At 42.1% G+C, this 24,647-nt stretch carries 22 protein-coding genes; 13 read left to right on the top strand and 9 right to left on the bottom strand.

Annotated elements, in window-relative coordinates:
- The first annotated feature begins 77 nt into the window (after positions 1-77).
- Positions 78-740, top strand: coding sequence for a hypothetical protein (locus V7K45_RS10230; RefSeq protein WP_335002957.1), 663 nt, complete (start codon positions 78-80; stop codon positions 738-740).
- Positions 741-1,061: 321 nt separating this feature from the next.
- Positions 1,062-1,490 (top strand): YidH family protein, encoded by a 429-nt coding sequence (locus V7K45_RS10225; protein ID WP_322661105.1) that lies wholly within the window; start codon positions 1,062-1,064, stop codon positions 1,488-1,490.
- Positions 1,491-1,498: 8 nt separating this feature from the next.
- Here V7K45_RS10225 and V7K45_RS10220 read toward each other — a convergent pair whose 3' ends face one another.
- The 6 genes from V7K45_RS10220 to V7K45_RS10195 all read right to left on the bottom strand — a co-directional run bounded on the left by V7K45_RS10220 (position 1,499) and on the right by V7K45_RS10195 (position 7,607).
- The gene (locus tag V7K45_RS10220; protein WP_335002953.1) at positions 1,499-2,221 is read right to left on the bottom strand and encodes a class I SAM-dependent methyltransferase; all 723 of its coding nucleotides are present in this window, start codon (positions 2,219-2,221) and stop codon (positions 1,499-1,501) included.
- A gap of 214 nt (positions 2,222-2,435) precedes the next feature.
- A complete protein-coding gene (locus V7K45_RS10215; protein WP_334839092.1) occupies positions 2,436-3,140 on the bottom strand; it encodes a mobilization protein in 705 nt (234 codons plus the stop codon).
- Between the two features lie 258 nt (positions 3,141-3,398).
- Positions 3,399-4,115, bottom strand: coding sequence for a pirin family protein (locus V7K45_RS10210; protein WP_335002950.1), 717 nt, complete (start codon positions 4,113-4,115; stop codon positions 3,399-3,401).
- Positions 4,116-4,960: 845 nt separating this feature from the next.
- Positions 4,961-5,533: a DNA starvation/stationary phase protection protein Dps gene (gene dps, locus V7K45_RS10205; RefSeq protein ID WP_335002948.1), complete on the bottom strand. Its 573-nt coding sequence runs from the start codon at positions 5,531-5,533 to the stop codon at positions 4,961-4,963.
- A gap of 114 nt (positions 5,534-5,647) precedes the next feature.
- Positions 5,648-6,697 carry an aldo/keto reductase gene (locus V7K45_RS10200; RefSeq protein WP_335002946.1) on the bottom strand — a complete coding sequence of 350 codons (1,050 nt, stop codon included), beginning with the start codon at positions 6,695-6,697 and terminating at the stop codon, positions 5,648-5,650.
- A gap of 385 nt (positions 6,698-7,082) precedes the next feature.
- Positions 7,083-7,607, bottom strand: coding sequence for a calcium-binding protein (locus V7K45_RS10195; RefSeq protein ID WP_335002944.1), 525 nt, complete (start codon positions 7,605-7,607; stop codon positions 7,083-7,085).
- A 527-nt stretch (positions 7,608-8,134) separates the two neighbouring features.
- Here V7K45_RS10195 and V7K45_RS10190 point away from each other — a divergent pair.
- From V7K45_RS10190 to V7K45_RS10170, 5 genes are all read left to right on the top strand, one after another.
- Complete coding sequence (locus V7K45_RS10190; RefSeq protein WP_335002942.1) at positions 8,135-8,542, top strand: thiol-disulfide oxidoreductase DCC family protein; 408 nt, start codon at positions 8,135-8,137, stop codon at positions 8,540-8,542.
- A gap of 480 nt (positions 8,543-9,022) precedes the next feature.
- On the top strand, positions 9,023-10,870 hold the full coding sequence (gene treZ, locus V7K45_RS10185; protein WP_335002940.1) for a malto-oligosyltrehalose trehalohydrolase: 1,848 nt from the start codon (positions 9,023-9,025) through the stop codon (positions 10,868-10,870).
- Positions 10,871-10,932: 62 nt separating this feature from the next.
- Positions 10,933-11,133: a hypothetical protein gene (locus tag V7K45_RS10180; RefSeq protein ID WP_335002938.1), complete on the top strand. Its 201-nt coding sequence runs from the start codon at positions 10,933-10,935 to the stop codon at positions 11,131-11,133.
- A 224-nt stretch (positions 11,134-11,357) separates the two neighbouring features.
- Positions 11,358-14,156, top strand: a complete 2,799-nt coding sequence (treY, locus tag V7K45_RS10175; RefSeq protein WP_335002936.1) for a malto-oligosyltrehalose synthase — start codon at positions 11,358-11,360, stop codon at positions 14,154-14,156.
- A gap of 125 nt (positions 14,157-14,281) precedes the next feature.
- On the top strand, positions 14,282-15,793 hold the full coding sequence (locus V7K45_RS10170; protein ID WP_335002934.1) for a trehalase family glycosidase: 1,512 nt from the start codon (positions 14,282-14,284) through the stop codon (positions 15,791-15,793).
- 256 nt (positions 15,794-16,049) lie between these two features.
- Here V7K45_RS10170 and V7K45_RS10165 read toward each other — a convergent pair whose 3' ends face one another.
- Complete coding sequence (locus V7K45_RS10165; protein ID WP_335002932.1) at positions 16,050-16,616, bottom strand: CAP domain-containing protein; 567 nt, start codon at positions 16,614-16,616, stop codon at positions 16,050-16,052.
- A gap of 712 nt (positions 16,617-17,328) precedes the next feature.
- Positions 17,329-17,481, bottom strand: a complete 153-nt coding sequence (locus V7K45_RS10160) for a hypothetical protein (protein WP_335002930.1) — start codon at positions 17,479-17,481, stop codon at positions 17,329-17,331.
- 454 nt (positions 17,482-17,935) lie between these two features.
- Between V7K45_RS10160 and V7K45_RS10155 the strand changes: the two genes are divergently transcribed.
- From V7K45_RS10155 to V7K45_RS10135, 5 genes are all read left to right on the top strand, one after another.
- Positions 17,936-19,345 (top strand): nicotinate phosphoribosyltransferase, encoded by a 1,410-nt coding sequence (locus V7K45_RS10155; RefSeq protein WP_335002928.1) that lies wholly within the window; start codon positions 17,936-17,938, stop codon positions 19,343-19,345.
- Between the two features lie 91 nt (positions 19,346-19,436).
- The gene (locus V7K45_RS10150) at positions 19,437-20,036 is read left to right on the top strand and encodes a nicotinate-nucleotide adenylyltransferase (protein WP_335002926.1); all 600 of its coding nucleotides are present in this window, start codon (positions 19,437-19,439) and stop codon (positions 20,034-20,036) included.
- Positions 19,997-20,743: an NUDIX hydrolase gene (locus V7K45_RS10145; RefSeq protein ID WP_335002924.1), complete on the top strand. Its 747-nt coding sequence runs from the start codon at positions 19,997-19,999 to the stop codon at positions 20,741-20,743. Before V7K45_RS10150 ends, V7K45_RS10145 begins: the two co-directional genes overlap by 40 nt.
- 70 nt (positions 20,744-20,813) lie before the next feature.
- Positions 20,814-22,532 carry an NAD+ synthase gene (locus V7K45_RS10140; RefSeq protein WP_335003034.1) on the top strand — a complete coding sequence of 573 codons (1,719 nt, stop codon included), beginning with the start codon at positions 20,814-20,816 and terminating at the stop codon, positions 22,530-22,532.
- The gene (locus tag V7K45_RS10135; protein WP_335002922.1) at positions 22,532-22,810 is read left to right on the top strand and encodes a transferase hexapeptide repeat containing protein; all 279 of its coding nucleotides are present in this window, start codon (positions 22,532-22,534) and stop codon (positions 22,808-22,810) included. Before V7K45_RS10140 ends, V7K45_RS10135 begins: the two co-directional genes overlap by 1 nt.
- 601 nt (positions 22,811-23,411) lie before the next feature.
- On the opposite strand, the gene V7K45_RS10130 is transcribed toward V7K45_RS10135, so the two are convergent.
- Positions 23,412-23,561 (bottom strand): hypothetical protein, encoded by a 150-nt coding sequence (locus V7K45_RS10130; RefSeq protein ID WP_335002920.1) that lies wholly within the window; start codon positions 23,559-23,561, stop codon positions 23,412-23,414.
- 144 nt (positions 23,562-23,705) lie between these two features.
- Between V7K45_RS10130 and V7K45_RS10125 the strand changes: the two genes are divergently transcribed.
- A complete protein-coding gene (locus tag V7K45_RS10125) occupies positions 23,706-24,599 on the top strand; it encodes a peptidoglycan-binding domain-containing protein (protein WP_335002918.1) in 894 nt (297 codons plus the stop codon).
- Positions 24,600-24,647 lie beyond the last annotated feature (48 nt).

Here is a 24,647-nt window from a genome sequence, read left to right as displayed (position 1 = left end):
AGAGATGGATCGTCAATTTTTTGAGCAAAATCAATTCTAAACTGGAAAATATCTTACCCAACAACAGGAATCAAAACATGAAAATCTGGAAATCTCTGCTAATTGTCTTGATGATTGTCGCTAATCTAGCCTTTGCTCAACCTTCTTTTGCTGATAGACCTAAATTTAGCAAAAACCCTGATTACATCGAAGTCACTAAAGCACTTAAGCAACTCTCTCAGACAAAAGATGCCCAAACTCAAGTTGAAGGTCTCACACCAGAAGAAATTAAAAAAAGAACCGAAGAATTAACACTGCAAAAATATGCTTTAGAAACTGGAATCAATTGGGGTCAATGCAACAACCAAACAGGTAATACCATTGCGGTATACGGTAAAAGACCAAATGATGAAGAAGATGAAGATGCCGTATACGAGAATGGCTTATATTTTCTAGGTGATGGTCAATCCACTAAAAATAACTGGGATTGTGATGGCATCTATCTACCGAATGATGTCCAGGTAGAAAATTTCACTTCTAGTCCTAATGGGCAAGGTGAAGAATTGACAGGAGCCGCTGCTCTGAAGATTCTTGATGGAACTCAGTTGGTAATTAAAAAGAATCCAGATACTGCTGCGATTGAATTGAATGTCCCGACTGTAAAAGTTCTAAACAGCAAAGAGGCTAACTGGTTTATCCCAGATATCTCGCAGGATCTCATAAATACACGAGTTCCTAATGCGCCTAGCAATCAGTCTTGAAATAGAACTGCATAGTTTATTTTTGAATAATTGTTCTGAATTTAAATAGGGTAATAGCCAAAATCAGAGAAAAACAGGACAAACACTGGTGAAACATCTCTTTGATCTTGGCTCTTTTTTTTTGAATTTATCTATCCTCAATTTTAGGCTTGTTTTATTTCGATATCTGCATTAAAATAAATTTTGGAAAAAATGTACAATCACAACAGGCATATTTCAATAGCGCAACTATTGTGCTGGGTGCAAGTCATCTGGAAAGAGATTTTCTACTACCTTCGCATTTTTTTGATCAGAGCCGCTTTGGGGATAAGGGTGTTATTGATGCAGTTAAAATTGAAACCTACAGAAGAAGAAAAAGATAAAAAAAAGCCAGGACGACTGAATCCGTCCAGAATCCGAGATCACTTGGCAAATGAGCGTACCTACCTCGCTTGGATGCGGACAGGGATCGCTCTTTTAGGTTTTGGTGTCGTCATTGTGCGTCTGCGTGCCTTCCATGTACCTTTAGTACCCCGTCCTGGCAACGGCTGGAAGTTAGGTTTAGTATTCTCGCTGGTGGGTTTAATCACGGTGTGGCTCTCAACAGTACATTATTTTGCTGTCCGTCGTGATATCGAAGAAGATACTTACGAACCAACAGACCGTTGGGTGTTGCTGTTCAGTCTCGCTGTGATGATTCTCGGAACTGGGGTAATCTATTTTGTTTTTACAACTTCCTTAGATCCAATGAGTCCAGTTATCCCTGAGTAATAGTATTTTTAAAACCGCACTTTGTATAACTCGAATAATTCTCCTGATTTGTGCGTTACGACTTTAGCACCAGCGGCCTTAATCGTTTTTTCCCACTTAGTCAAAGGCTCTAAAAACACCTCAGCACCCAGATAGGTTTCCAGAACTGCCCAATCTTCGGCTAAAGGCTGTTCTGGATTGAGAACATCAAATACAAAATGTCCACCTGGTTTTAACACCCGCTTGACTTCTGCTAGTACAGCATCCCAATATTCGAGGGGAAAATAGCAGCTAAATCCAGTGGCGATCGCAAGATCAAATTGCTCTGGTGAATAGTTTAACTGATGAGCTGCTCCCAACTCAACCCCTTTGAACAGCTTAGAATTCAACTGCGGCCCGCGAGAATTAAGGGTATCGCGTGCCACATTACTAATTTCTTGCCCATGAAAAAATGCTTGCCAATCCCGCCAAGGATAGATTAAAAAACCGATCCCACAGCCAATATCTATACAGTGTTGGTTCTTTTTAGGTTCAGCAACTTCCCAGAAAGGGGAAGCGATTCTCCCTGAGAAACTTCCAGAAATCCACTCACGGAATATCGGCATCGCCTGTACTTCTGCTGGGAGTTCAAAGGTTTCACGTTGATATTCTCGGTTAAAGCGATAGGCTATTTGGGCTAATCTTTCGTCCCAGTTGGTTGATTTGGGTGAACTAAAGAGATTTTGGAACTGAGAATCGGACTTTTTAGACATTTAGGTTTTTGCTACTCTTTCTAAGAATTGTAGTCAAATTCGCAAAGCGATCGCCTACGGCAGGTGGGTACGCCATCGTACCCCCATCCAATCTCCTGCTAAGGTTTGTCCGAAGTCATGGGTACTAATGACTAATACTTCTCTATGAGAGGCTGCGCCAACGACTACGCTCAGTACAAGTGACCAATGACTTCGGACAAATTACTAATGTCTGCTATTCAACTTTTTCATACCAGATACCTACTTTCTCAAAAGCACCATAAGCAAGCTTTAGAAAATTCACTATTCTCTGTTTTCCAATTATCCCAAATTCTTTATATTCTCTAGCCTCTGCAAAAGTCAGGCGATTTTGGTCAATTATGTTTCTTTCTCTGTATGCTAACTTCGGAAAATCTATAACTTTTATCTGATATTTATTTACTATGTTCTGATAGTTGGAGTCTGAGTCTAGATGCTCCCAATCATCACACAGCCCTAAATTCCTCACCAGAATATGAGGGATTTTATCACCGTAAGTATTCACTGACTGAGCAAACAGGTTGATACTGTCGTATCCTCCTGTCGATACAAACCATTTACAAAACAGAACTCCCTGCGAACTTCCTAATTCAAGTAATTGATTAGATTCAATCCATCCTTGTACTGCTCTATGCGATTGCGCAGCTAAATTTACAATTACTGGCTTCTCTATCGCCCACTCAAATATTCTATCTGCCTTATTTGCCTGTCGTTCATTCTCACTAAACACAGCATATTTACATATCTCCTTATATACCCCTGCGACATCTGGATTCGATCTATCTGTCTCCACTGGTACAAATGGGATTCTCTTATCCAGACAATACTGAATCATTGTCCTGGCAAAGAGAGATTTTCCTACCCCGCCTTTTTCACCATCCACAAAATGAATCGTCGGCATTACAGCCACCTCTAATAGTTATTAAAGTCTGATATATCTTTCCCAAACTAAGAACTTTTTGGCCATTGCCCCCAAGTATTTTGGTGGTTTTATGAGAAAGTATAACCGTGATTTGGATATATTCCAACAGTCTCATTTTACACAGGCGAAGTTCGTCCGCGCGGTCTAAGACAAAACAAGGGGCTTAAGCCCCTTGTTATAACCTGCGAAAGCAGGTTTTATTTAGACGTGGTTTCTAACCCTCTTTTCACTGCGATATTAGCCTAAATCGAAAAGCAAGATTTCGCCGCCGATGTTGGTGCTAATTTCTAGCTGTTCTTCGCCGTTGATTTGTACACCATCACCGGCTCTAAGTTCTTCGCCATTTAGATTAACTATGCCTTTGGCTATTTGTAACCAGGCATAACGACCAGATTTGACTTGATAATTAACAACATCACCTGACTCTAAAACAGATGTGTATAACTCAACATCTTGGTGAATTGTCACAGCACCATCGCGCCCATCTTTAGAGGCAATTAAGCGGAGTTTACCGCGCTTTTCTTCGAGAGGAAAAGCTTTTTGTTCGTATCTTGGCGTTATTCCTTCTCGATCGGGAAGAATCCAGATTTGTAGTAAGTGTAGTGGTTCAGTTGGTGAGGGATTAAATTCACTGTGGCTGATTCCAGTTCCAGCACTCATAATTTGGGCATCACCAGGACGAATCACCGAGCCAGTACCCAAGCTGTCTTTATGCTCTACAGCACCTTCTAAAACATAAGTGAGGATTTCCATGTCACGATGGCTGTGGGTAGGGAATCCAGCACCGGGGGCGATGCGATCGTCGTTAATTACCCGCAGAGAGCGAAATCCCATGCGGTTGGGATCGTAAAAACTACCAAAAGAAAAGGTGTGATAACTATCGAGCCAGCCCATTTTCGCGTGACCACGGGCATTGCGATCGTGAATTAAGTGGGTAATTGTATTTTGAGACATAAATTTACCTCGTTGTTAATTGTTTTTAGAAGATTTTAGAATTCAAAACTTAGAATTCTGGTTGATTAGACCTAATTTGTAACTATTTAAATAGTAAAGTATATACATATCAAATGAAAAGTACGCACTTAAAAGTGGCGTACTTACCAAAAAGATACTGTGAAATTTTACAGATATTTTTAATTGAATAAAATACACTTTTTGAGAACTAAATTACTGTAATTTCAAGTTTTGTACAACAAGATTAGCTGCTATAGCGGTTATCAGTTGAGTGAAATACAGACCTAACCCCCAGCCACTTCCCTATAACGAAAGGGGAGTAAGATTCAAAGCCTCTGTCCTTTTAAGAGAGAGGTCAAACTGTATTGCATCCAAACGAGAACCGCGATAGTACAACACGGCGGAAATAAACCAACCATTTTAAATCAACGAAACCTTTATACTGTATTCATTTTTAATTTTTAGTTTTTAATTACGCCTTGCTGTACTAGTGGCGTGGCAAGGATAAAATAGACTTCTTGCAAAAGTGCTTTTGGCAAGAGAGGGAAAAGGGTAAAGGTTAAAGGGGAAAGGGACTTTTGCAGAACCTTTTCCCCTTCCCCTTGCCCCTTATCCCCAGAGGGGACCCCACCTTCCCCTTTTCCCGACTTATGCAATAAGTCTAATAGTGCATTAAATGTAAATTGGGTTTAGCGTTGCTCAACCTAACATTGATCGGAGTGTTGGCTTTCGTTCCTCAACACAACCTATAAATTTTTTTGCTTTTAGCTGTGTTACGCCAATAGGGTGCATTAAACTTTAGTCTAATGCACCCTATTAGTAAATCAAGTGTTTCTCAAAAGTGCTTATTTGACAGCAGCAGGGATCTTTTGAGTTTTAGTAGTACCCGCTTTGCCATTCTCTGCCTTAATTTCTGCTACTTGAAGATGAGCTTCTAAGAACCAGAGTCGTTTGTCTATGGTGCGAGAAATTTCGGTGTAAAGATCAGCTGTATCGAGATCGCCTAATTCATCAGTTTTATCGATCGCTTCCCGGAGATGTTTAGCATAGAGTGCATAACGATCTGCCAAGGCTGTCACATGGTCTTTACCATCCAAAATATCTAAGGCATATTCTGGCAAAATTGAATTACTAGCTGCGGCGCGGGCTGTTCCAAAAGCGTATCCGCCTAAAGCTGTGACGCGTTCAGCTATCAAATCGATGTATCCTTCTAATTCCCCAGCAAGTTCATCAAATAATAGGTGTAGCTGATAGAAGTCAGTTCCTTTAACATTCCAGTGCGCTTGCTTTGCTTGGGTTTTTAGATCCGAAGTTGCTGCCAAGCTTTGGTTGAGAAGTACCACGATTTGCACTCGCGCTTCAGCGGGAATGTCAATACGAGTGGGGTACAAACGTGATGTAATGGTGTTGTCGCTCATAGTTCTACGTTAATGCCTTTTGCATCTAACTTTACAGAGTTTAGTTGGCTGTGCGAAACTCTCTGACGACAGATTATATTAATGGCTGAATGTGTTACTGTTAATGACTATTGGTCAGATCCGATGGTTTTTTATGGTATTAAATGTACCACCAAAAAGGCGATCGCGAATTACGTCATTCTGCAAAAAGTCATGGGGAAAACCTAATTCAATTTGACTGACTTCATCTAACCGTTGCAGATGTTCTGGCGAAAGTGTGACTTCTATCGAAGCTAAGTTATCTTGAAACTGCGTTAACTTACGTGCGCCAACGATCGGAATAATCACACCACTTTGAGCGCGTAACCAAGCTAATGCTACCTGTGAAGGTGTATGTCCAATTTCTGCCGCAACTTGACTAACAACTTCAGCGATCGCTAAATTCTTCTCAGAAATCCCTCCGCCCAAAGTTTCGAGTCGCCCTTGTTCAGCGCCCCCTTGAGGAGACCGATTATACTTACCTGTCAACACACCACCACCCAAAGGCGACCACGGTGTTACTGCTAAATCCAAAGCTTTTGCCATCGGAATCAAGTCCCGTTCTGGTGTTCGCTGAATTAAACTATACTCAATTTGCAGGGCGACAAACTGCGTCCATCCTTGATAATGGGCGATGGTATTTGCTTGGGAAACGATCCAAGCGGGTGTGTCAGAAATGCCGATGTAAAGTACTTTACCTTGACGCACTACATCATCAAGCGATCGCAAGACTTCTTCAATCGGTGTTGTGAAATCCCAAGCGTGCAACCAGAATAAATCAATGTAATCGGTATTCAGCCGTTTCAGGCTACCTTCCAAAGACTGAATTAAATTCTTGCGATGGTTTCCACTGGCGTTAGGGTTGCCCTTTTTGTCATTCATCCGCAAGGGAAAGGAATATTTTGTCGCAACTACAAAGCGTTCCCGTTCTTTAGCAATCAACTCGCCGACAATTTTTTCACTGCTACCATCGGTATAACCGTTGGCGGTGTCAATGAAATTTCCCCCTGCTTCTGCATAGCTATCAAAGATTTTCCGACTTTCGTCAACAGATGCACCCCAACCCCAATCTTCACCAAAGGTCATGGTTCCCAAGGAGAGTTCAGAGACTCTTAACCCGCTTTTGCCCAAGAGTTTGTATCTCATGAATATTTTCTCATTAATGAAAAAACTAAGCAAATACCATTCCAAAGGAATAATAGCTGGAAATCGGGGACGATATTTAAGGACAAGCCTTTTAATATTTATATTGTCGTGCTATTTGAATGCGGCGATCGCTTTGCAATACTACTCGATTAAGGCTAAACAAGAAAAATGTGTAGGTTGAGTTTTAGCGTTATCCAACCTACAAAAATAAATTATTAAATATACTGTTGTTTTAATAATGTAATAAAATGCAACCTGAATATGTTTCTATAACTAGATTTTTAAATTTACGAAACTCGGCTTCTGAGTTTTTTGATGTCTGCTAATGGTGCCATAGTCCATTTAGCTACGACACCCAACCTTACAATTTAAAATCGAAAATTTTCTAGGCGATTACTTCGATAATTTGAGGACCTTTAACGCCGTTTATTCTAGCAATTTCGACAAAGCCAAATTGCGAACCGCTACCATCTTTGTCGAAGAATAGAATCGAGCTACTAGTGTCAACTCTAAAGCGTTGGTTAGGGTTGGTGAAAGCACTACCAAGAGTTAATTGAGAACGTTGTAATTGCCCTACTACAAGTCCACCTCCGAATCCAGATGCAGAAACTTGGATTTTGTCACCTTGAGATGCCTTTAAGTCATTGATAATATCGCCACCCTCTAAAGCACTGTTGTAACGGAAGATATCAGCTCCTGCTCCACCAACTAAGGTATCTCTACCCAATCCGCCAATTAGAATATCATTACCATCTCTACCATCAAGGTAGTCATCACCTGAACCACCGTTCAGAGTATTGACTCCAGCATTCCCTGTTAAGCGGTCATTTCCATTCAGTCCATTGATTACATTGTTGCCAACAGTAGCGTTAAGAACATCGTTTAGAGGGGTTCCAGTGATATTAGCCATACTTGTTTATTAGGTAATTGGTGTTTTAAGATACAAAGTCTAACAATTAAGGATATACTTACATGTCGCAAGCATCCAGTATTTTCTTGTGCCAATGTATGTACGAAAAAAGACTATATATTAAACAGGAATCAATACACAAGATTCTTTTGTTAAAAAATAAAAATGCTAATTATTTTTTGTGGTGAGAGTAATTTATATAGAAACATTCAATAGTCCTTGTTTGAAAACTATGACTGTAGGACTTTTATGCTGTACAAATGCATCGTGATGTTTATCGGTAATCCCAAACAACCAACCTTTGCCGTTTGTTAACGGTGTTTGCCAACAACAATATTGCTTACAAAATATTATTTATTCTCATGTCTTGCCAAATTAACAACTTAAGCTAGACGACATTATGCATATTTGAACTGGAGATTGGTTTCGGTGAGGTAAGAGCGATCGCTACGGTTTTCTAAGCTAGAATACCAAAGTTGTGTTTTAGACACATCCGACAATTCAATTGCCAAAGAGCCATTATTTTTATGAATTACTACGTAATCTACGACGGGAATTGTAATCTCTGCGTTAGCCTGGTGCAATTGCTAGAAACTTTAGACCAAGGAAAGCTGTTTCGCTACAGTCCCATGCAAGATGAGCAGACACTTTTAAAGTGGGGAATTTCAGCCCAAGATTGCGAACAGGGGATGATTTTAATTGATGGCAATGACCCTCAAAGACGTTGGCAAGGCAGTAACGCAGCTGAAGAAATTGGGCGCTTATTGCCAGCAGGAAGTATATTTGTAGACGCTTATCGAGCATTACCGGGGATGAAATGGGCAGGCGATCGCTTTTACGAACAAATCCGCGATAACCGCTACGCAATCTTTGGTAAACGTTCTAATACATATCAATCATCGTACTGTGTAGATGGCAGCTGCAAGCCAACTTAAATTAGATAGTCCGTTAGAAACCGCAGCTACATGAAGAAGGGGAAGGGGGAAAGGGGAAGAAGGAAAGGGGAAGGGGGAAAGGGGAAGGGGAAAAGGGCAATAGACTAATGTTCTTTTCCTGTTCTTGGTTATGAAGCCCCTATTTTTAAATAATATGGAGAATAAAAAAAGAAGATTTTTAAGGCACGTAGTGCGATAAGTAAGCCGTATCCCCATATTTGAAACCCCTGCTTTTAAGTTACTGGTTCCCTTTCACCTTTCACCTTTCCCCTTTCCCCTTTCCCCCTGCCCCCTGCCCTCTGCCTCCTTGGTCATTAGACAGAGTTTATTTTAGTCAAAAATCCGCCTCCAGATGCTAGCAAAAAGTCTGCTAGACCAACCATTATGCTATCTGGCGTCTTTGTAAACATTGTGCAATCAATGACATTTGCGATCGCGCCATAATTTGGCACAACAAAGAATCTGACGGGAGGATACTGCGTGAAAATTGGTGCTCAATACTTAGGTAACGGAGAGTGTGAATTTACAGTTTGGTCTCCGCTATTAGATAGCGTCACGGTAAAAATTTTGACGCCAGAACAGCAGTTAATTCCCCTCAAGCCTCAATCTGAGGGATACTGGCACACGAAAGTCAACGATGTGTATCCGGGTACGCTTTATCGCTATGTCTTGAATGGTCAAGACAACTTTGCCGATCCGGCGTCGCAGTATCAACCAGAAGGGGTACATGGGCCGTCGCAAATTGTCGATCCTTCTTTTGAATGGACTGATGAAGGATGGGCGGGTATTCCTGTGGAGTCAATGATTTTCTACGAAGTTCACGTAGGGACATTCACGCCGGAAGGAACTTTCACCGCCATCATTCCCCGTTTACCAGAACTGAGGGAACTGGGAATTAACGCCATTGAAATCATGCCCATCTCCCAGGTTCCGGGAGATACTCATATTGAGGCAACTCTTGCATACCGTAACTGGGGCTATGATGGCGTTTATCCTTATGCTGTCCAAAATTCCTACGGTAGTCCAGCCGAACTCAAGCAACTGGTAAATGCTTGTCATCAAAATAATATCGCCGTTGTGCTGGATGTGGTGTATAACCACTTTGGGCCGGAAGGCAACTACATGAGTCAGTTCGCGCCCTACTTTACTAAAACCTATAAAACGCCGTGGGGCGAAGCAATGAATTTCGACGATGCCCATAGTCAGGGTGTGCGAAATTATTTTATCGAAAATGCTCTTTACTGGTTGGGCGAATTCCACATTGATGCATTGCGCCTGGATGCCATTCAAGCAATTTACGACTTGGGAGCGAAGCATTTTTTATGGGAATTGGCGGAAGCAGTTCATCATTTCTCACAACAAGGGCAAAGATGGAAACGCCATCTGATAGCCGAAAGTGACTTGAATAATCCGCGAATAATTCGTCCAGCAGAATTGGGTGGATATGGACTCGATGCTCAGTGGAGTGATGATTTTCACCACGCATTGCATACACTGTTGACAGGCGATCGCCAAGGATATTACCAAGATTTTGGGAAATGTGCTGATTTGGCAAAAGCTTATAGTGATACTTTTGTCTATGATTGGAAGTACTCGCCCGATCGCAAACGATTTCATGGCTTATCTTGCCGCGATCGCCCTTTGTCACAATTTACAGTCTGCATTCAGAATCACGATCAAATCGGCAATCAAATGAAAGGAGAACGCCTCACCCAGAGGATCTCTTTTGAAGGATTAAAGTTAGCTGCTGGTGCTGTGCTGTTGTCACCTAACTTACCCCTGTTGTTCATGGGAGAAGAATACGGCGAAACTGCACCCTTCATTTACTTTGTTAGTCACTCCGATCCCGATTTGATTCAAGCAGTTCGAGCCGGACGCAAAGAAGAATTTGAAGCATTTCACTATGCAGACGATCCCCCAGATCCGGAATCGGCAGAAACTTTCCTCAAGTCTAAACTTAATTGGGAATTACGCAATCAAGGTAAGCACAAAGTTCTCTGGGATTGGTATCGTCAGTTAATTAATTTACGGAAGACACATCCAGCACTTCTCAACCAAGACCGCAATTTCATCGAAGCAACTAGCGATGAAGAGAAAGAGGTAGTCATCGTGCGGCGTTGGTGCGAATCGAGTGAAATAATATTTGTGATGAATTTCAATTCGTCACCAGTGACAGTGGCTTTGCCGTTTGAGCATGATGCTAATAAATTATTGGACTCTGCTGATACCTCATGGTCTGGGCATGGTTCTGAAGCTGCTGAACATTTGTCTGCGGGTCAAGAAGTGAAATTGCAACCTACTAGTTTAGTACTCTATGAAAAAGGATGAGGGAGAGAGTTAGAACTTAAAGTTTCAGGCTTATACCCTCAAGGTTCGAGCAACAAGGCTTAATGTTTGAGCTAAAAGGCTTAATGTTTGAGCAACAAGGCTTAATGTTTGAGCTAAAAGGCTTAATGTTTGAGCAACAAGGCTTAATGTTTGAGCTAAAAGGCTTAATGTTCAAGCTAAAAGGCTTAATGTTTGAGCTAAAAGACTTAATGTTTGAGCAACAAGGCTTAATGTTCAAGCTAAAAGGCTTAATGTTTGAATAATGGTTGGCTGTGATGTTAAGCACTTATTGATCTCCTCTAACCCCCTTCAAATTTACCCCACCCTAACCCTCCCCTTGTAAAGGGGAGGGAACTAGATTTCTTGTTTCCCCCCTTTACAAGGGGGGTAGCTACCGAGAAGAGGACTTTTCAAACATCCTCTAAAAGGTTCAGCGTTTACCCTCAAAACCTCATCTTCTTCATCCCTCTTACTCCCTTCTAAAAATATGCGAATTCCCACCGCCACTTATCGAATTCAGTTTACACCTCAGTTTGGCTTTGACAACGCTAAAGCGATCGCAGCTTATCTAGCAGATTTAGGTATTTCCGATTTGTATGCTTCCCCCATTTTCAAGGCACGATCTGGGAGTACACACGGTTACGATATAGTAGATGCCACTCAACTTAACCCAGAACTGGGAACTAATGAGTCCTTTGATGCATTAGTTGCTGAAGTTCAATCCCTTGGTATGGGCTGGTTACAAGATATTGTGCCCAACCACATGGCCTATAGCAGCGAAAACGATTACTTAATGGACGTATTGGAACACGGCCCAGATTCTAGCTATACCGATTACTTCGACCTTTCTTGGAATGCTCCTTTTGGCGATCGCCAAGAGCGAATTCTCGCACCATTACTGGGAGATTTTTATGGTGCATCCCTGGAAAACGGACACATTCAACTGCAATACGAACAAAACGGTTTAACCGTCAATTATTACAGCTTAAAATTGCCGTTGCGCTTAGAATCTTACACAAAATTTATCACCCATAATTTAGGTAAACTCACGCGCACACTGGGACGCAATCACCCTGATTTTATTAAACTATTGGGGATTCTCTACATTCTCAAAAGTGTGCCCTCCGAAGTTGCAGGAAAACAGCGACAAGACCAAATCGCATTTATTAAAGGATTGCTTTGGGAACTCTACACCACAAACGACACCATCCGCGAGTTCATTGACGAAAATATCGAAACTTTTAACGGAGAACCCGGTAATTCAGAAAGTTTTAACCTCCTAGATGAATTACTGAACGACCAGTTTTACCGCCTTGCCTTCTGGAAAGTTGGCGCAGAGGAAATGAATTACCGTCGTTTCTTTACTGTCAATGAACTGATTTCCGTTAAAGTTGAAGAAGTGCGGGTTTTTAATAATACCCACAGCCTAATTCAAAAGCTGGTTGAAGAAGGCAAATTTACTGGTTTACGGATTGACCATATTGATGGACTTTATAACCCAATCCAGTATCTTGAAAGACTGCAAGAAAAGATGGTAGATGTTTATATCACCGTCGAGAAGATTTTAGAACTCACCGAAGAATTGCCAGAAAACTGGAAGATTCAAGGAACATCTGGATATGACTTTCTTAACTATGTAAATGGCGTATTTTGTCAAACAGAAAATGAATCACTCTTCGATAAAATTTATCAAAACTTTATCAGTTCCAGAGTAGATTATGCCTCAGTAGTCAAGGATAAAAAGCATCTGATTTTGGAAAAAAATTTAGCAGGTGATATTGACAATTTGGCTCTATTGTTAAAAAACGTTTCCAGCAAATATCGCTATGGCAATGATTTTACATTGAATGGATTAAAAAGAGCGATCGCTGAAGTTTTGACACTGTTCCCAATTTACCGCACCTACATTACACCCGATGGAATTGGAGAAAGCGATCGCGCTACAATTCAGAAAGTAATCGATCAAGCCAAAGAACAAACGCCCCTGTTGCAGAACGAACTGACTTTTATTGAAAAGTTAATGCTGCTAGAGTTTGATAATTCTCTGACTCAAACAGAACGCGAACAGTGGATATATTTTGTCTTGCGGATGCAGCAATACAGCGGCCCGTTAATGGCCAAAGGTGTAGAAGACACCACATTATATGTTTACAATCGGTTGCTGTCGCTGAATGAAGTCGGCGGAAATCCCGGTCATTTTGGGATTGATGTAACCAAATTTCATGCCTTTAACAAACAGCACCAAGCAACCTGGCCTCACACAATGAACACCACAGCCACCCACGACACCAAACGCGGCGAAGATGTGCGAGCCAGGTTGAATGTCCTCTCAGAAATCCCCGATGAATGGGATCGGCAGGTAAATACCTGGAGCGCCATTAATCGCGGACATCGTAGCGATCGCCACGGCTTCGCTATGCCCGATCGCAACGATGAGTATTTTCTCTATCAAACCCTGGTAGGGGCCTTTCCTTTTGCCGAACACGAACATGCATCCTTCGTGGAGCGGGTGAAAGACTATATAATAAAAGCAATACGAGAAGCAAAGGTGCATACAGCCTGGTTACGACCTGATAGCCAGTATGAAGAAGCTTGTACCTCCTTCATTGAGAAAGTACTCGATCCTGCGATATCCGGGGAATTTCTAGAAGCCTTTCGTCCATTTCAACAGCGAATTGCCGACTATGGGATATTTAATTCTCTTTCCCAAACTTTACTGAAGATTACCGCACCCGGCGTACCCGATTTATACCAGGGAACAGAACTTTGGGAACTGAGTTTAGTCGATCCAGATAATCGCCGTCCCGTGGATTTTGAACAGCGACGTACTTACTTAAGCGCTATCCGCGAACAGGTAAAAACAGACATTCTGGGACTAATTCAGGAGTTACTAAACGACAAAACAGACGGCAGAATCAAACTGTTTTTAACGGCTCAATTACTCCAAGCCAGAACAAACTATGTCTCATTATTCCAGGACGGCGACTATCTGCCGTTAGAAGTTCAGGGAACCTACGCCAATCATATTATCGCCTTTGCACGGCGGGAGGGGAATCAAACAGCGATCGCGATCGCGCCCCGCTTTTTAACCAGCCTCATCCAGCCAGGAGACAATCCTTTGGGCGAGTCAGTTTGGCAAGATACGCACCTGCAACTACCCCCTGGAACTTCCACCACTTGGAAAAACGTCATAACTCAGCAACCCTTACAAGCTACACAAACCCTATCAATCGCAACAGCCCTAACTCATTTCCCAGTTGCTCTTTTAATTAGCACTGCCGAGTAAAAACAAAAATCTTGTCCCACGCAGAGAGAACCCTGTAAAAACTCAGCGTTCCTCTGCGTTTCCCTTGGCGTTCCTACCCTGCGGGAAGGCGCAGCGCCTATGCGTTAAAAAACAATTCTGTAATTATGACCTCAACACTTACCACCGCGCAGATTGAAGCTGTGCGCCTCCACATCAAAAAAATGTGGAAAACTTTAACGCGATCGCACGAACACTTATTACAATCTGCCAAGGATACCAAACTAGACCACACAACAGAAACTCCCTGGATTGTTTACATTTCCCCTTCAGAAGATTGTCCCAACATTCAGACTGTGTTAGAGCGATCGCTATCTCCAAAAGATATGCAACAGCTAGAAATTCGCACTTTGCCAGCAGAAGCAGAAGCGATTAAACAGCATGGGTTACTATACTTACCAGGGCCTTATGTCGTACCAGGTGGTCGCTTCAACGAAATGTATGGCTGGGACAGCTACTTTATATTGCTAGGACTTTTGCACGATGGAGAATTGGAGCTAGCACAAAGTCAAGTCGATCAATTGTTGTATCAAGTACAACATTACGGCATCATCCTCAACGCCAACCGGACTTATATGCTGTCGCGATCGCAGCCCCCTGTCCTCAGTATGATGGTTTTGGCGTTATTCCAGCACACCCAAGATGAAGAGTGGTTGAAAGCAACCGTACCGTTGTTAGAGCAATTTTATTATTACTGGGTAGTACCGCCCCATCTGAATGCTGCAACCGGCTTATCCAGATTTTATGCCTTTGGGGAAGGCCCGGCACCAGAAGTTTTGTTTTCCGAGCGGGATGAAGAGGGAAAAAGCCACTACGATCGCGTCAAGGAATATTACCAAAGCTTTGAGGTTGAAGATTACGATGTCAATCTTTACTACGATCGCGAAAAAAATAAACTGACCAATCTATTTTACAAAAGCGATCGCACCATGCGCGAGTCCGGTTTTGATATCACCAACCGATTTGGCCCTTTCAGTGCTGATATCCTCCACTACGCTCCTGTGTGCCTCAACAGTTTGCTGTATCAGGTTGAACTTGACATGGCGCAAATTAAGCATATTCTGGGGAACGAACAATTGGAACAAAAATGGAGCGATCGCGCAGATATCCGCCGCGATCGGATCGATAAATTTCTCTGGGATGAAGAACAAGGATTATATTTCGACTATCATTTCCAGAATGGAAAACGCCGCCGCTACGAATTTGCTACCACGTTCTATCCTCTCTGGCTGGGAATTGCTTCTCCAACTCAAGCCAAACGCGTCGTAGAAAATCTCTCTTTGTTTGAAGCCCCAGGCGGAATTTTTAGCAGTACTCGTGTCACCGGCAACCAGTGGGATGCTCCCCTTGGCTGGGCACCATTGACATTAGTTGCAGTCCTTGGACTTCACCGCTATGGGTATCATACAGAAGGCGATCGCATTGCCAACAAGTTTCTCACTATGGTAGTTAAAGAATTCGAGCGTCACAATACCTTAGTTGAGAAATATGATGTTGAACGCTGTTCTGCCAACGTTTCCGACGAAATATGCTTTGGATATAGTTCTAACGAAGTTGGTTTCGGCTGGACAAATGGAGCCATTCTGGAACTCTTAGCAATCGGCAATCAAAAAGTTTAAAGTAAGAATTCAGCACTGCTCAAGTATAGCTATCCGCTAACAGGAGTCAGAATTCAGAATATAGAAGGAATCTAGTATGATTGGCATATTTATTTATCCAATGTTCTCCTGACTCCTGAATTCTGACTTCTGGTTCCTGAGGAATAATCACAATCGTTCAATCAGCCCCAATCTAACTGTTGATGAATTTATTAGCCACTACGGTGAGTGCGATCGCTATCAACTAATTGATGGTGTTGCGACTAAGGACACAATATCACTGGGTGTGAAGGAACATTTGCGCGAAGAAATACTTACCATTGGCATCCTTGGCGACGCCTATGCCAGTTAGTTCATACTGGCCTAGAATATTTGCGCGATGAGCAGGGCTACTCAGCCACCACTGCACCGCGGCCGTGGCAGAACAACCATCACCGTAACAGAAGTACTCATTTTCACCATAGCTGTAGCTACTGTGGGGAATCGCTTGGCGCACTACCTCGGCTCTCTGATAAACCCCCTGATGATTAAGGGTGTATCCAGCTTCAGCCATAGTTTGTGCATAGGTTTGCTCTTGCTCAGTTATGCGAGAATCTAATTGAAGGGGTGGTAGACCTTGAGTAGCCCGGTACTGATTCACCTGGTCATAAACTTCTTGTTTTAGTACTGCTAGTTCGTCAACACGGTATAATGATGGGTCAATTTTAATTTGATTTATTAAATGAAACTGTGACGGGTTAATTGTCAATTCGGCCTGTGCTGGGTTTTCTGAGAGTCCACTAGCTGCTAAGACAAGTGTGCTTAAAAATATCCCGGTTAGAAAAGTGCCTTTAACAAGTTTCATTTGTATCTCCCCTGAAGTGGACTTGGTGATGTTTCAAAGAAGTTTAGAAGTAGTTTCCAAACCTCTCCGAAAGATTTTTTAGGTCTTCGTTTAGGGTTCATAAGTATTCTCCTTGAATAAGAATTTAAAGTTTGGATTCTCTTGATAAAGAGGAAACTTGTGAACCCTTTCGATTCTTACGTTCAGATATAGGAATCTATGCAGCAAGTTAAATTTTTTTTGCTAATGGTATAGCAATCCTGAGTAAGTGGGCGAGGAAATTTCCAAGTATGTAACGAAATCTAAATTCGATACATACCTTACAAATTCCTTATTTCACTGTTTTTACAAAACTAAACATATATTAGTTTGCTCATGCCTACCGACTTAAACCCTTTCTATCACTTTCCGGCAGAGCAATCTCTAGAAGCTTTATCAGTCAATTAATACAACTTAATTATCCATAAACAACAAGATACCCGACTTCTTAGGAAAGTCGGGTATCTGATTTTGGCGATTTTTACAAATCGAATTGTTAAGAGCCAGAATGCAAAACAAATTAGATGAGTAGCGTATTGCAATACGCCACTATTTTATGAATAAAGGGGTTTAAGTACAAAGCTAAATCTACAATTTAGTGGTTTTCAATTATATGGTTTGCCTAAACTCCCCAGAAATTGCCCTCGTCTGAATTCTGAATTTTGACTCCTATTTATCAATGCCGTATCAGCATCTACCAATTCTCATCTCTATCTTCGTCGTAAGGCTCACCTGTAAAAGGTTGTACGCCAACAGCAGGATAAGCATCATCCGTAGGGCCAAAAATCCGCATTGCAGCTTCAGAAATATACTGGGTTATGTTCGCAATGATTTTGGAAATATCCATAAGATTGGACTCCTTCTTTTTGAGTCGCTTTAATGGTGATGCTTATACTCTAATCTTAATACTCAAGCCTTGCATATATTCTCAATATATTGAGAATATATGCAATGTTTATTCAGATAACTTTGCAATACTTTAGCTTGTCAAAAAGTCAAATTTTTCTCTTCGATTCTAATTGTAACAGAGTTGTTTCTTTCAACCCATTTGGGAAAATAGCGAAGCAAAACAAACTTTCTCTGACAGGATATTATTTCCCTTGATTAGCCACCCGCTCTAATTAACATTATTGCGTGCCATCACTATTAAAAAATATTAAGTATTTGATAAAGTTAGTATTAAGCTAGCGATAAATCTACTGTTCTACGGCAATCTCAGACAATATACTTGCAGGGAGTTGACATTATTTATGGTAAATATTACCATAAATAAAAGAAGCATCTTGTAAGGAAGCTCTTGCATGACAACTTTGCCAGATTTGGACTATGTATATAAACAGCAAAGCCAGCAGAACCAGGAACTAAACCTTTCTGCCGATGACTACAGCTTGCTGACCGACCTTTACCAGTTAACAATGGCAGCTTGTTACACAGGCGAAGGTATAGAACAACGACGGGCAAGCTTTGAATTGTCTGTCAGACGATTGCCAGAGGGTTTTGGTTATTTGATTGCAATGGGGCTGACGCAGGCATTGGAATATTTAGCTAAAATCCGCTTTAGTACCGCGCAAATTGCGGCATTACAAGCAACGGGAATTTTTGCTCACGCAGGCGATCGCTTTTGGTCACTTTTAGCTGAGGGAAACTTTACGGGCGATGTTTGGGCAGTACCAGAAGGAACAGCCGTGTTTGCCAATCAACCACTGTTGCGGGTGGAAGCACCCCTTTGGCAAGCGCAACTAGTAGAAACTTACCTGCTGAATACGATTAATTACCAGACTTTGATTGCCACAAAAGCAGCCCGGTTGCGGGATGTAGCGGGGGAATCAGCAACTCTTTTAGAATTTGGTACCAGACGGGCATTTAGTCCCCAAGGGTCTTTGTGGGCGGCGCGGGCGGCGTTGGCGGGTGGGTTAGATTCCACTTCCAATGTGTTAGCAGCGCTACAACTGGGACAACAGCCAAGTGGTACGATGGCACACGCCTTAGTGATGGCACTGTCAGCAATAGAAGGCACTGAAGAACAAGCTTTTAGTGCATTTCATCGCTATTTTCCGGGTGCGCCATTACTAATTGATACTTACGATACCATTGCTGCTGCCCAGCGCTTGGCCGAAAAAGTAAATTCCGGGGAAATGCAATTAACAGGAGTGAGATTGGACTCAGGAGATTTAGTTACCTTATCAAAACAGGTGCGATCGCTCCTTCCCAGTGTGCCAATTTTTGCTAGTGGTGATTTGGATGAGTGGGAAATTGCCAGATTAAAAGCTGCTGGGGCCGAAATTGATGGTTACGGGCTGGGAACGCGACTAGTTACAGGTTCGCCTGTCAATGGAGTTTATAAACTTGTAGACATTGATGGCATCCCCGTGATGAAGCAGTCTAGTAGTAAAGTTACTTATCCAGGACGCAAGCAGATTTTTCGCTCGTTTACGGGAGGTAAGGTAAAAGCAGACAGGTTGGGACTCTTAGGTGAAATTGCTTTAGAAGAAGAACCTTTGTTGCAATTGGTAGTGCAAAACGGTGAACGAGTGCAGCCGTTGGAATCGTTGGCAACAATTCGTCAACGTACCGCCGCCTCAGTTGCGAGTTTGCCACAGGAAACACGGCGTTTGGATCGTCCGGTAGCTGTAGAAGTGGAAATTTCTGAGGGGTTACGGGTGTTGACTGAAGAAACTAAGAAACGTAGACGCACCAGCGGCTTGCCGTAGGCTACCGCACAGGCACAGAGAACACAGAGGTAAGAAGTACTCTTTCAGTCTGTCTTAATTACGAATTACGAATTACGAATTACGAATTAGTATGAGAATTGCTTTGTTTGGTACTAGTGCCGATCCACCAACTGCGGGACATCAAAAAATTCTGAGTTGGTTATCTGAGCGTTATGATTGGGTAGCAGTTTGGGCAGCAGATAATCCATTTAAGTCCCATCAAACACCCTTGGAACATCGGGCAGCAATGTTGCGACTGTTGATTGCGGATATAGACACCCCACGGCACAATATTGCTTTGGAACAAGAATTGAGTAGCTTCAGAACGCTGGAAACAGTGGAAAAAGCCAAGCTTACTTGGGGTGAAGACGCTGAATTGACGTTGATCGTTGGTTCAGATTTACTGACTCAGCTACCACGTTGGTATCGCATTGAAGATTTGTTACAGGAAGTGCAACTACTGATTGTACCGCGACCCGGATATGTAATAGATGAGTCTAGTTCAGAGGTAGTGCAAAAGCTGGGAGGGAAAATTGCGATCGCTAGTCTGACCGGTCTAGATGTTTCCTCAACAGCGTACCGCGAACATAGAGATCCCCAAGCCCTTACAGCCCCTGTAGTTGCCTATATTAATCGAGAGCATTTGTACGAATGCCAGGACGTTCACCAAAAAAGCTACCAACTCCGTTAAACCAACAACCTTTGGCCGATTTCAAGGTTGGTGTTGATAATGTAATTTTTTCTGTAGATACTGTACAAAATCGGCTGTTAGTTCTACTTGTAATGCGGCAGCAAGAACCATTTTTAAATCATTGGAGTCTTCCCGGTACTTTGGTACGTCCAGGAGAGTCTTTAGAAGATGCCGCTTATCGCATTATGGCGGAGAAAATTAAGGTCAACAATCTCTATTTAGAACAACTGTATACCTTTGGCGGGCCAAATCGCGATCCACGGGAAGCAACTGATAGTTATGGTGTGCGTTATTTATCAGTTAGTTACTTTGCCCTAGTGCGATTTGAAGAAGCTGAATTGATTGCCGATCGCATGACTGGCATAGCTTGGTATCCAGTAAAACAAGTGCCGCAATTAGCTTTTGACCATAATGAAATTCTGGCTTATGGACACAGGCGATTACGAAATAAATTAGAGTATAGCCCGGTGGCTTTTGAAGTCTTGCCAGAAATGTTCACCTTGAATGATTTATATCAGTTATACGCCACAGTTTTAGGTGATAACTTTTCCGATTATTCTAATTTTCGAGCGCGTCTACTCAAGTTAGGTTTTTTATGCGATACCGGAATTAAGGTATCACGGGGTGCTGGCCGTCCGGCTAGTTTGTATAAGTTTGACGCCGAAGCTTTTGCCCCCTTAAAAGATAAACCTTTGGTGTTTATTTAATCAATCTCTACCCCAAATCAAGAGTAACTTATAACTCTTGACAAATGACCAATGACAAATGACAAATAATATGAAAATTGCGATCGCTCAAATTAATCCGACAATTGGTGATTTGCTTTTAAATGCTCAAAAAATCCTGGAGGCAGCACAACGAGCAGCATCTAGCGGTGCGCGTTTGTTGCTAACACCAGAACTTTCTCTGTGCGGCTATCCACCAAGAGATTTATTACTAAATCCTAGTTTTGTGGAAGCGATGGGCATCACTTTACAAAACTTGGCTCAGGATTTACCACCAAATTTAGCTGTGTTGGTAGGAACTGTTGAACAAAACCTCGAAGCGTCTATTACTGGAGGTAAAAGTTTATTTAACAGCATAGCTTTGTTAGAGAATGGCCAGGTTAAGCAAGTTTTTCACAAAAGACTTTTGCCGACTTACGATGTATTTGACGAACGTCGCTATTTTGAACCAGGTTTGCAAGCCAATTATTTCACTTTAGATAATATCCATATTGGCGTAACTATTTGCGAAGATTTATGGAACGATGAGGAATTCTGGGGCAAACGTAGTTATGCAGTAAATCCGATTGCTGACTTAGCAATTTTGGGTGTAGATTTAATTGTAAATTTGTCTGCTTCCCCCTACACTGTCGGCAAGCAGCAGTTTCGTGAAACTATGCTCAGGCATAGTGCAATACGTTTTCAACAACCGATGATTTATGCTAATCAGGTTGGCGGAAATGATGACCTAATTTTTGATGGACGTAGTTTTGCCTTGAATCGTCAAGGTGAAGTTATGTGTCGTGCCCGTGGCTTTGATACCGATTTAGTAGTAGTTGAATTTGACGAAGCGCAACGGGATTTTCAATTAGGTACTATAGCACCTGTGTATGAATCGGAAGATGAAGAAATCTGGCAAGCTTTAGTTTTGGGAGTGCAAGATTACGCTCGTAAGTGTCGCTTTTCTAAAGTAGTTTTGGGTTTAAGTGGTGGAATTGACTCTGCCATAGTAGCTGCGATCGCCACGGCTGCACTTGGTAAAGAAAATGTCCTTGGTGTTCTCATGCCTTCCCCTTACAGTTCGGAGCATTCCATTAGCGATGCTGTAGCATTAGCCGAAAATTTGGGGATTAACACTAATCTTTTACCAATTGGCGAATTAATGCAAGGCTTCGATCGAACTTTAGATGATGTGTTTGCGGGTACAGAGTTTGGACTGGCTGAGGAGAATATCCAATCTCGGATTCGCGGTAATTTATTAATGGCGATCGCTAATAAATTTGGCTATCTGCTTTTATCTACTGGTAACAAGTCAGAAATGGCAGTTGGTTACTGTACTCTCTACGGCGATATGAATGGCGGGTTAGCAGTGATTGCAGATGTACCTAAAACCCGCGTGTATTCACTTTGCCATTGGTTAAATCGCCATAATGAAATCATCCCGGAAAACGTCTTGACTAAAGCACCCAGCGCCGAACTCAAACCAGGCCAAGTCGATCAAGACTCTCTACCGCCTTACGAAGTTTTGGACGATATTTTGCAACGCCTGATTCACAACCATCAATCAGCAGCGCAAATTGTTGCAGCCGGTCACGATGCGGTGATTGTAGACAGAGTAATCCAAATGGTGGCGCGGGCTGAATTTAAACGGCGACAAGCACCCCCCGGCTTAAAAATCACCGATCGCGCCTTTGGAACCGGTTGGCGAATGCCAATTGCTAGTAACTGGGTTGGTGTCAAAAAGGCTTATCAGGCTAAAACCACAGCTACACCTAACCTTAGTTTATTGTGATGGATAAGATGCTCATCCGCGTTGTCCAGGCGCGGATAAGTATTACCATTGAAACTAGAGTCTCAAAGAAAATTATGTTAGATGAAGCAAATTTTGAACAACGTTTAGCGACTCTTGAACAAACAGTTGCAGATATCAAATATCGAGTTATTGATGCGCCTACCTATAGTAATTGGCTGGAAAAGGTTATTGGCTCAATCTCTGATGAACCAGCATTTTTGGAAGCTTTAGAGTATGGTCGGTCATTACGCCATGCTGACATATTTACAGAAGAGTGAAATGGGCGGTTGAAACCGCGTCTACACAGACAAAACCTGCCTTCGCAGGTTTCAAATCCTTAATTTTTCGTTAGTCCGCGCAGGCGGACTTCGCTTGTATAGCCGCGAATTCCATTCGCCCAGTCTTAAGTCGACACCAATGGGACAGTGCAAACTCCGAAGTGAATTAAAGAGCCAAATATTTACTTTCACCCTTCACTGTTTAACTTCTGAACTTGAAAGTTGCACCTTGGAACATGAGTTGTCGAGTTAAAAGGGCGATCGCTTGACCTTTTATCCTCACAGTTGCACCTTTTATCTTCATCATTCTACTTCTTAACTTAAAGCTTGCACTTCAGAACACAAATTGTCGAGTTAAAAGGGCGTAGACATAGCCTGTCGGAGACATTGCTCTATCTCAAAGCGTCACTAATAGTCTAGTTTTACTCATCTAAACGGTGTGCGATCGCATTTAGCAATGACTCAAAGTAAAATTGTAGGTTGGGTTAAGCAAGGCGCAACCCAACAAAACCCCGAAAATGTTGGGTTTCGTTCCTCAACCCAACCTACACATTGCAAGGTTTTTGGCACTAACTAAACTGTATTGACTAATAGTCTAGTTTTACTCATCTAAACGGTGTGCGATCGCATTTAGCAATGACTCAAAGTCTGATTCGCTGTGAATACCAGGGGTGAGCGTGTTCATATCTTTTAGCAGGTTGGTTAGTTCGGCGCGTGTTGCGAATTTCGGTGTATCGATCAATTTCTTCACGAAATCTCTGCAAATTAGCTCAATGTGCGCGCGATCCCAGACTCCAGCTGACATCATATTTGAGGTTAGAGTATAGTTTTAGACGACATCAATTTTTAAAATGATGTTTATACTTAGAACTCAGTAAATGAAAGCAGGTGCATAATGAAACTACAAGATTTCTTGGGAAAAGATGAGAAATGGTCATTTGATGCGATCGCTGAGGATGAAGACTTGGCTCGTCAGATTCAGATACTGTTAGTCGGCTTAGGTTTGCTGGAACCTCCCGCAGATGGGAAATTTGGCCCTGTTTCTGTGATATCTCTCAAAAAATTTCAAGAATTAACAAAGACTGAAGAGAGTGGCTTTTTAGGAGCAGTTACAGCTAAGAAACTAATTGAAACCAAAATAGACGATCTTCCTCAACCCCCCTTAAAACTAGGCAATGACATCGCTAGCAAGATTGTGAAATATATGCTAGCCAAAGGTTATCAGATATTTACCAATCCCAAAGAATACAATATTGTTTATGTAGAGGGTATCAATGGAGACTGGACTCTCAACAATGATGCACCCAACGAATTTAACGATCGCCGCATTGTTATTGAACTAGTAAATGGCGTTCCCAAAATCGTAGATCATTGGGAAGCTACTACAGAACCAGGGAAGTACTACACTTACAATCCGATGAATCCCAAAGGAGCAGCTAGGATTCAGTTTGGGCAATACAAAGCTTGGGCTGTTGGTACTCACGGTACAGCAGAACCTCATGAAGCGTTAGTGCAAGTTGGAGATATAACAGTTTGTAGAGATTTCAACCAAGATTTTAAACGGACTGGCGACAAACTTGATACAGGTGATGATTTTCATGTGAATCAACACTACGGCTTTGATTTTCCTCAAAATGATATTCGCCTTGCTAGCGCGGGTTGTTTAGTGGGACGTACCCGTGAGGGACATAGAGAGTTTATGGCAATTATTAAACAAGATCGTCGTTATGTGGCTAATCGCAAATATATTTTTTACACAACCGTGATTCCTGGGGATGATTTACTGTAAAGGTTTCCAGGATGAGGTAATGGTTAATTGGTAGCATTTCTGTTTAGT

This window comes from Nostoc sp., assembly GCF_036917375.1.
Classification (GTDB): domain Bacteria; phylum Cyanobacteriota; class Cyanobacteriia; order Cyanobacteriales; family Nostocaceae; genus Nostoc.
Note: the sequence above shows the minus strand (reverse complement) of the source record. Positions and strands in the feature narration are given on the sequence as shown.

Bases quoted from the DNA above. Each gene is read 5' to 3' on its own strand.
- V7K45_RS10230 (WP_335002957.1), top strand. From the start codon at position 78: ATGAAAATCTGGAAATCTCTGCTAATTGTCTTGATGATTGTCGCTAAT.
- V7K45_RS10225 (WP_322661105.1), top strand. From the start codon at position 1,062: ATGCAGTTAAAATTGAAACCTACAGAAGAAGAAAAAGATAAAAAAAAG.
- V7K45_RS10220 (WP_335002953.1), bottom strand. From the start codon at position 2,221: ATGTCTAAAAAGTCCGATTCTCAGTTCCAAAATCTCTTTAGTTCACCC.
- V7K45_RS10215 (WP_334839092.1), bottom strand. From the start codon at position 3,140: ATGCCGACGATTCATTTTGTGGATGGTGAAAAAGGCGGGGTAGGAAAA.
- V7K45_RS10210 (WP_335002950.1), bottom strand. From the start codon at position 4,115: ATGTCTCAAAATACAATTACCCACTTAATTCACGATCGCAATGCCCGT.
- dps (WP_335002948.1), bottom strand. From the start codon at position 5,533: ATGAGCGACAACACCATTACATCACGTTTGTACCCCACTCGTATTGAC.
- V7K45_RS10200 (WP_335002946.1), bottom strand. From the start codon at position 6,697: ATGAGATACAAACTCTTGGGCAAAAGCGGGTTAAGAGTCTCTGAACTC.
- V7K45_RS10195 (WP_335002944.1), bottom strand. From the start codon at position 7,607: ATGGCTAATATCACTGGAACCCCTCTAAACGATGTTCTTAACGCTACT.
- V7K45_RS10190 (WP_335002942.1), top strand. From the start codon at position 8,135: ATGAATTACTACGTAATCTACGACGGGAATTGTAATCTCTGCGTTAGC.
- V7K45_RS10180 (WP_335002938.1), top strand. From the start codon at position 10,933: ATGTTTGAGCTAAAAGGCTTAATGTTTGAGCAACAAGGCTTAATGTTT.
- treY (WP_335002936.1), top strand. From the start codon at position 11,358: ATGCGAATTCCCACCGCCACTTATCGAATTCAGTTTACACCTCAGTTT.
- V7K45_RS10170 (WP_335002934.1), top strand. From the start codon at position 14,282: ATGACCTCAACACTTACCACCGCGCAGATTGAAGCTGTGCGCCTCCAC.
- V7K45_RS10165 (WP_335002932.1), bottom strand. From the start codon at position 16,616: ATGAAACTTGTTAAAGGCACTTTTCTAACCGGGATATTTTTAAGCACA.
- V7K45_RS10160 (WP_335002930.1), bottom strand. From the start codon at position 17,481: ATGGATATTTCCAAAATCATTGCGAACATAACCCAGTATATTTCTGAA.
- V7K45_RS10155 (WP_335002928.1), top strand. From the start codon at position 17,936: ATGACAACTTTGCCAGATTTGGACTATGTATATAAACAGCAAAGCCAG.
- V7K45_RS10150 (WP_335002926.1), top strand. From the start codon at position 19,437: ATGAGAATTGCTTTGTTTGGTACTAGTGCCGATCCACCAACTGCGGGA.
- V7K45_RS10145 (WP_335002924.1), top strand. From the start codon at position 19,997: ATGCCAGGACGTTCACCAAAAAAGCTACCAACTCCGTTAAACCAACAA.
- V7K45_RS10140 (WP_335003034.1), top strand. From the start codon at position 20,814: ATGAAAATTGCGATCGCTCAAATTAATCCGACAATTGGTGATTTGCTT.
- V7K45_RS10135 (WP_335002922.1), top strand. From the start codon at position 22,532: ATGGATAAGATGCTCATCCGCGTTGTCCAGGCGCGGATAAGTATTACC.
- V7K45_RS10125 (WP_335002918.1), top strand. From the start codon at position 23,706: ATGAAACTACAAGATTTCTTGGGAAAAGATGAGAAATGGTCATTTGAT.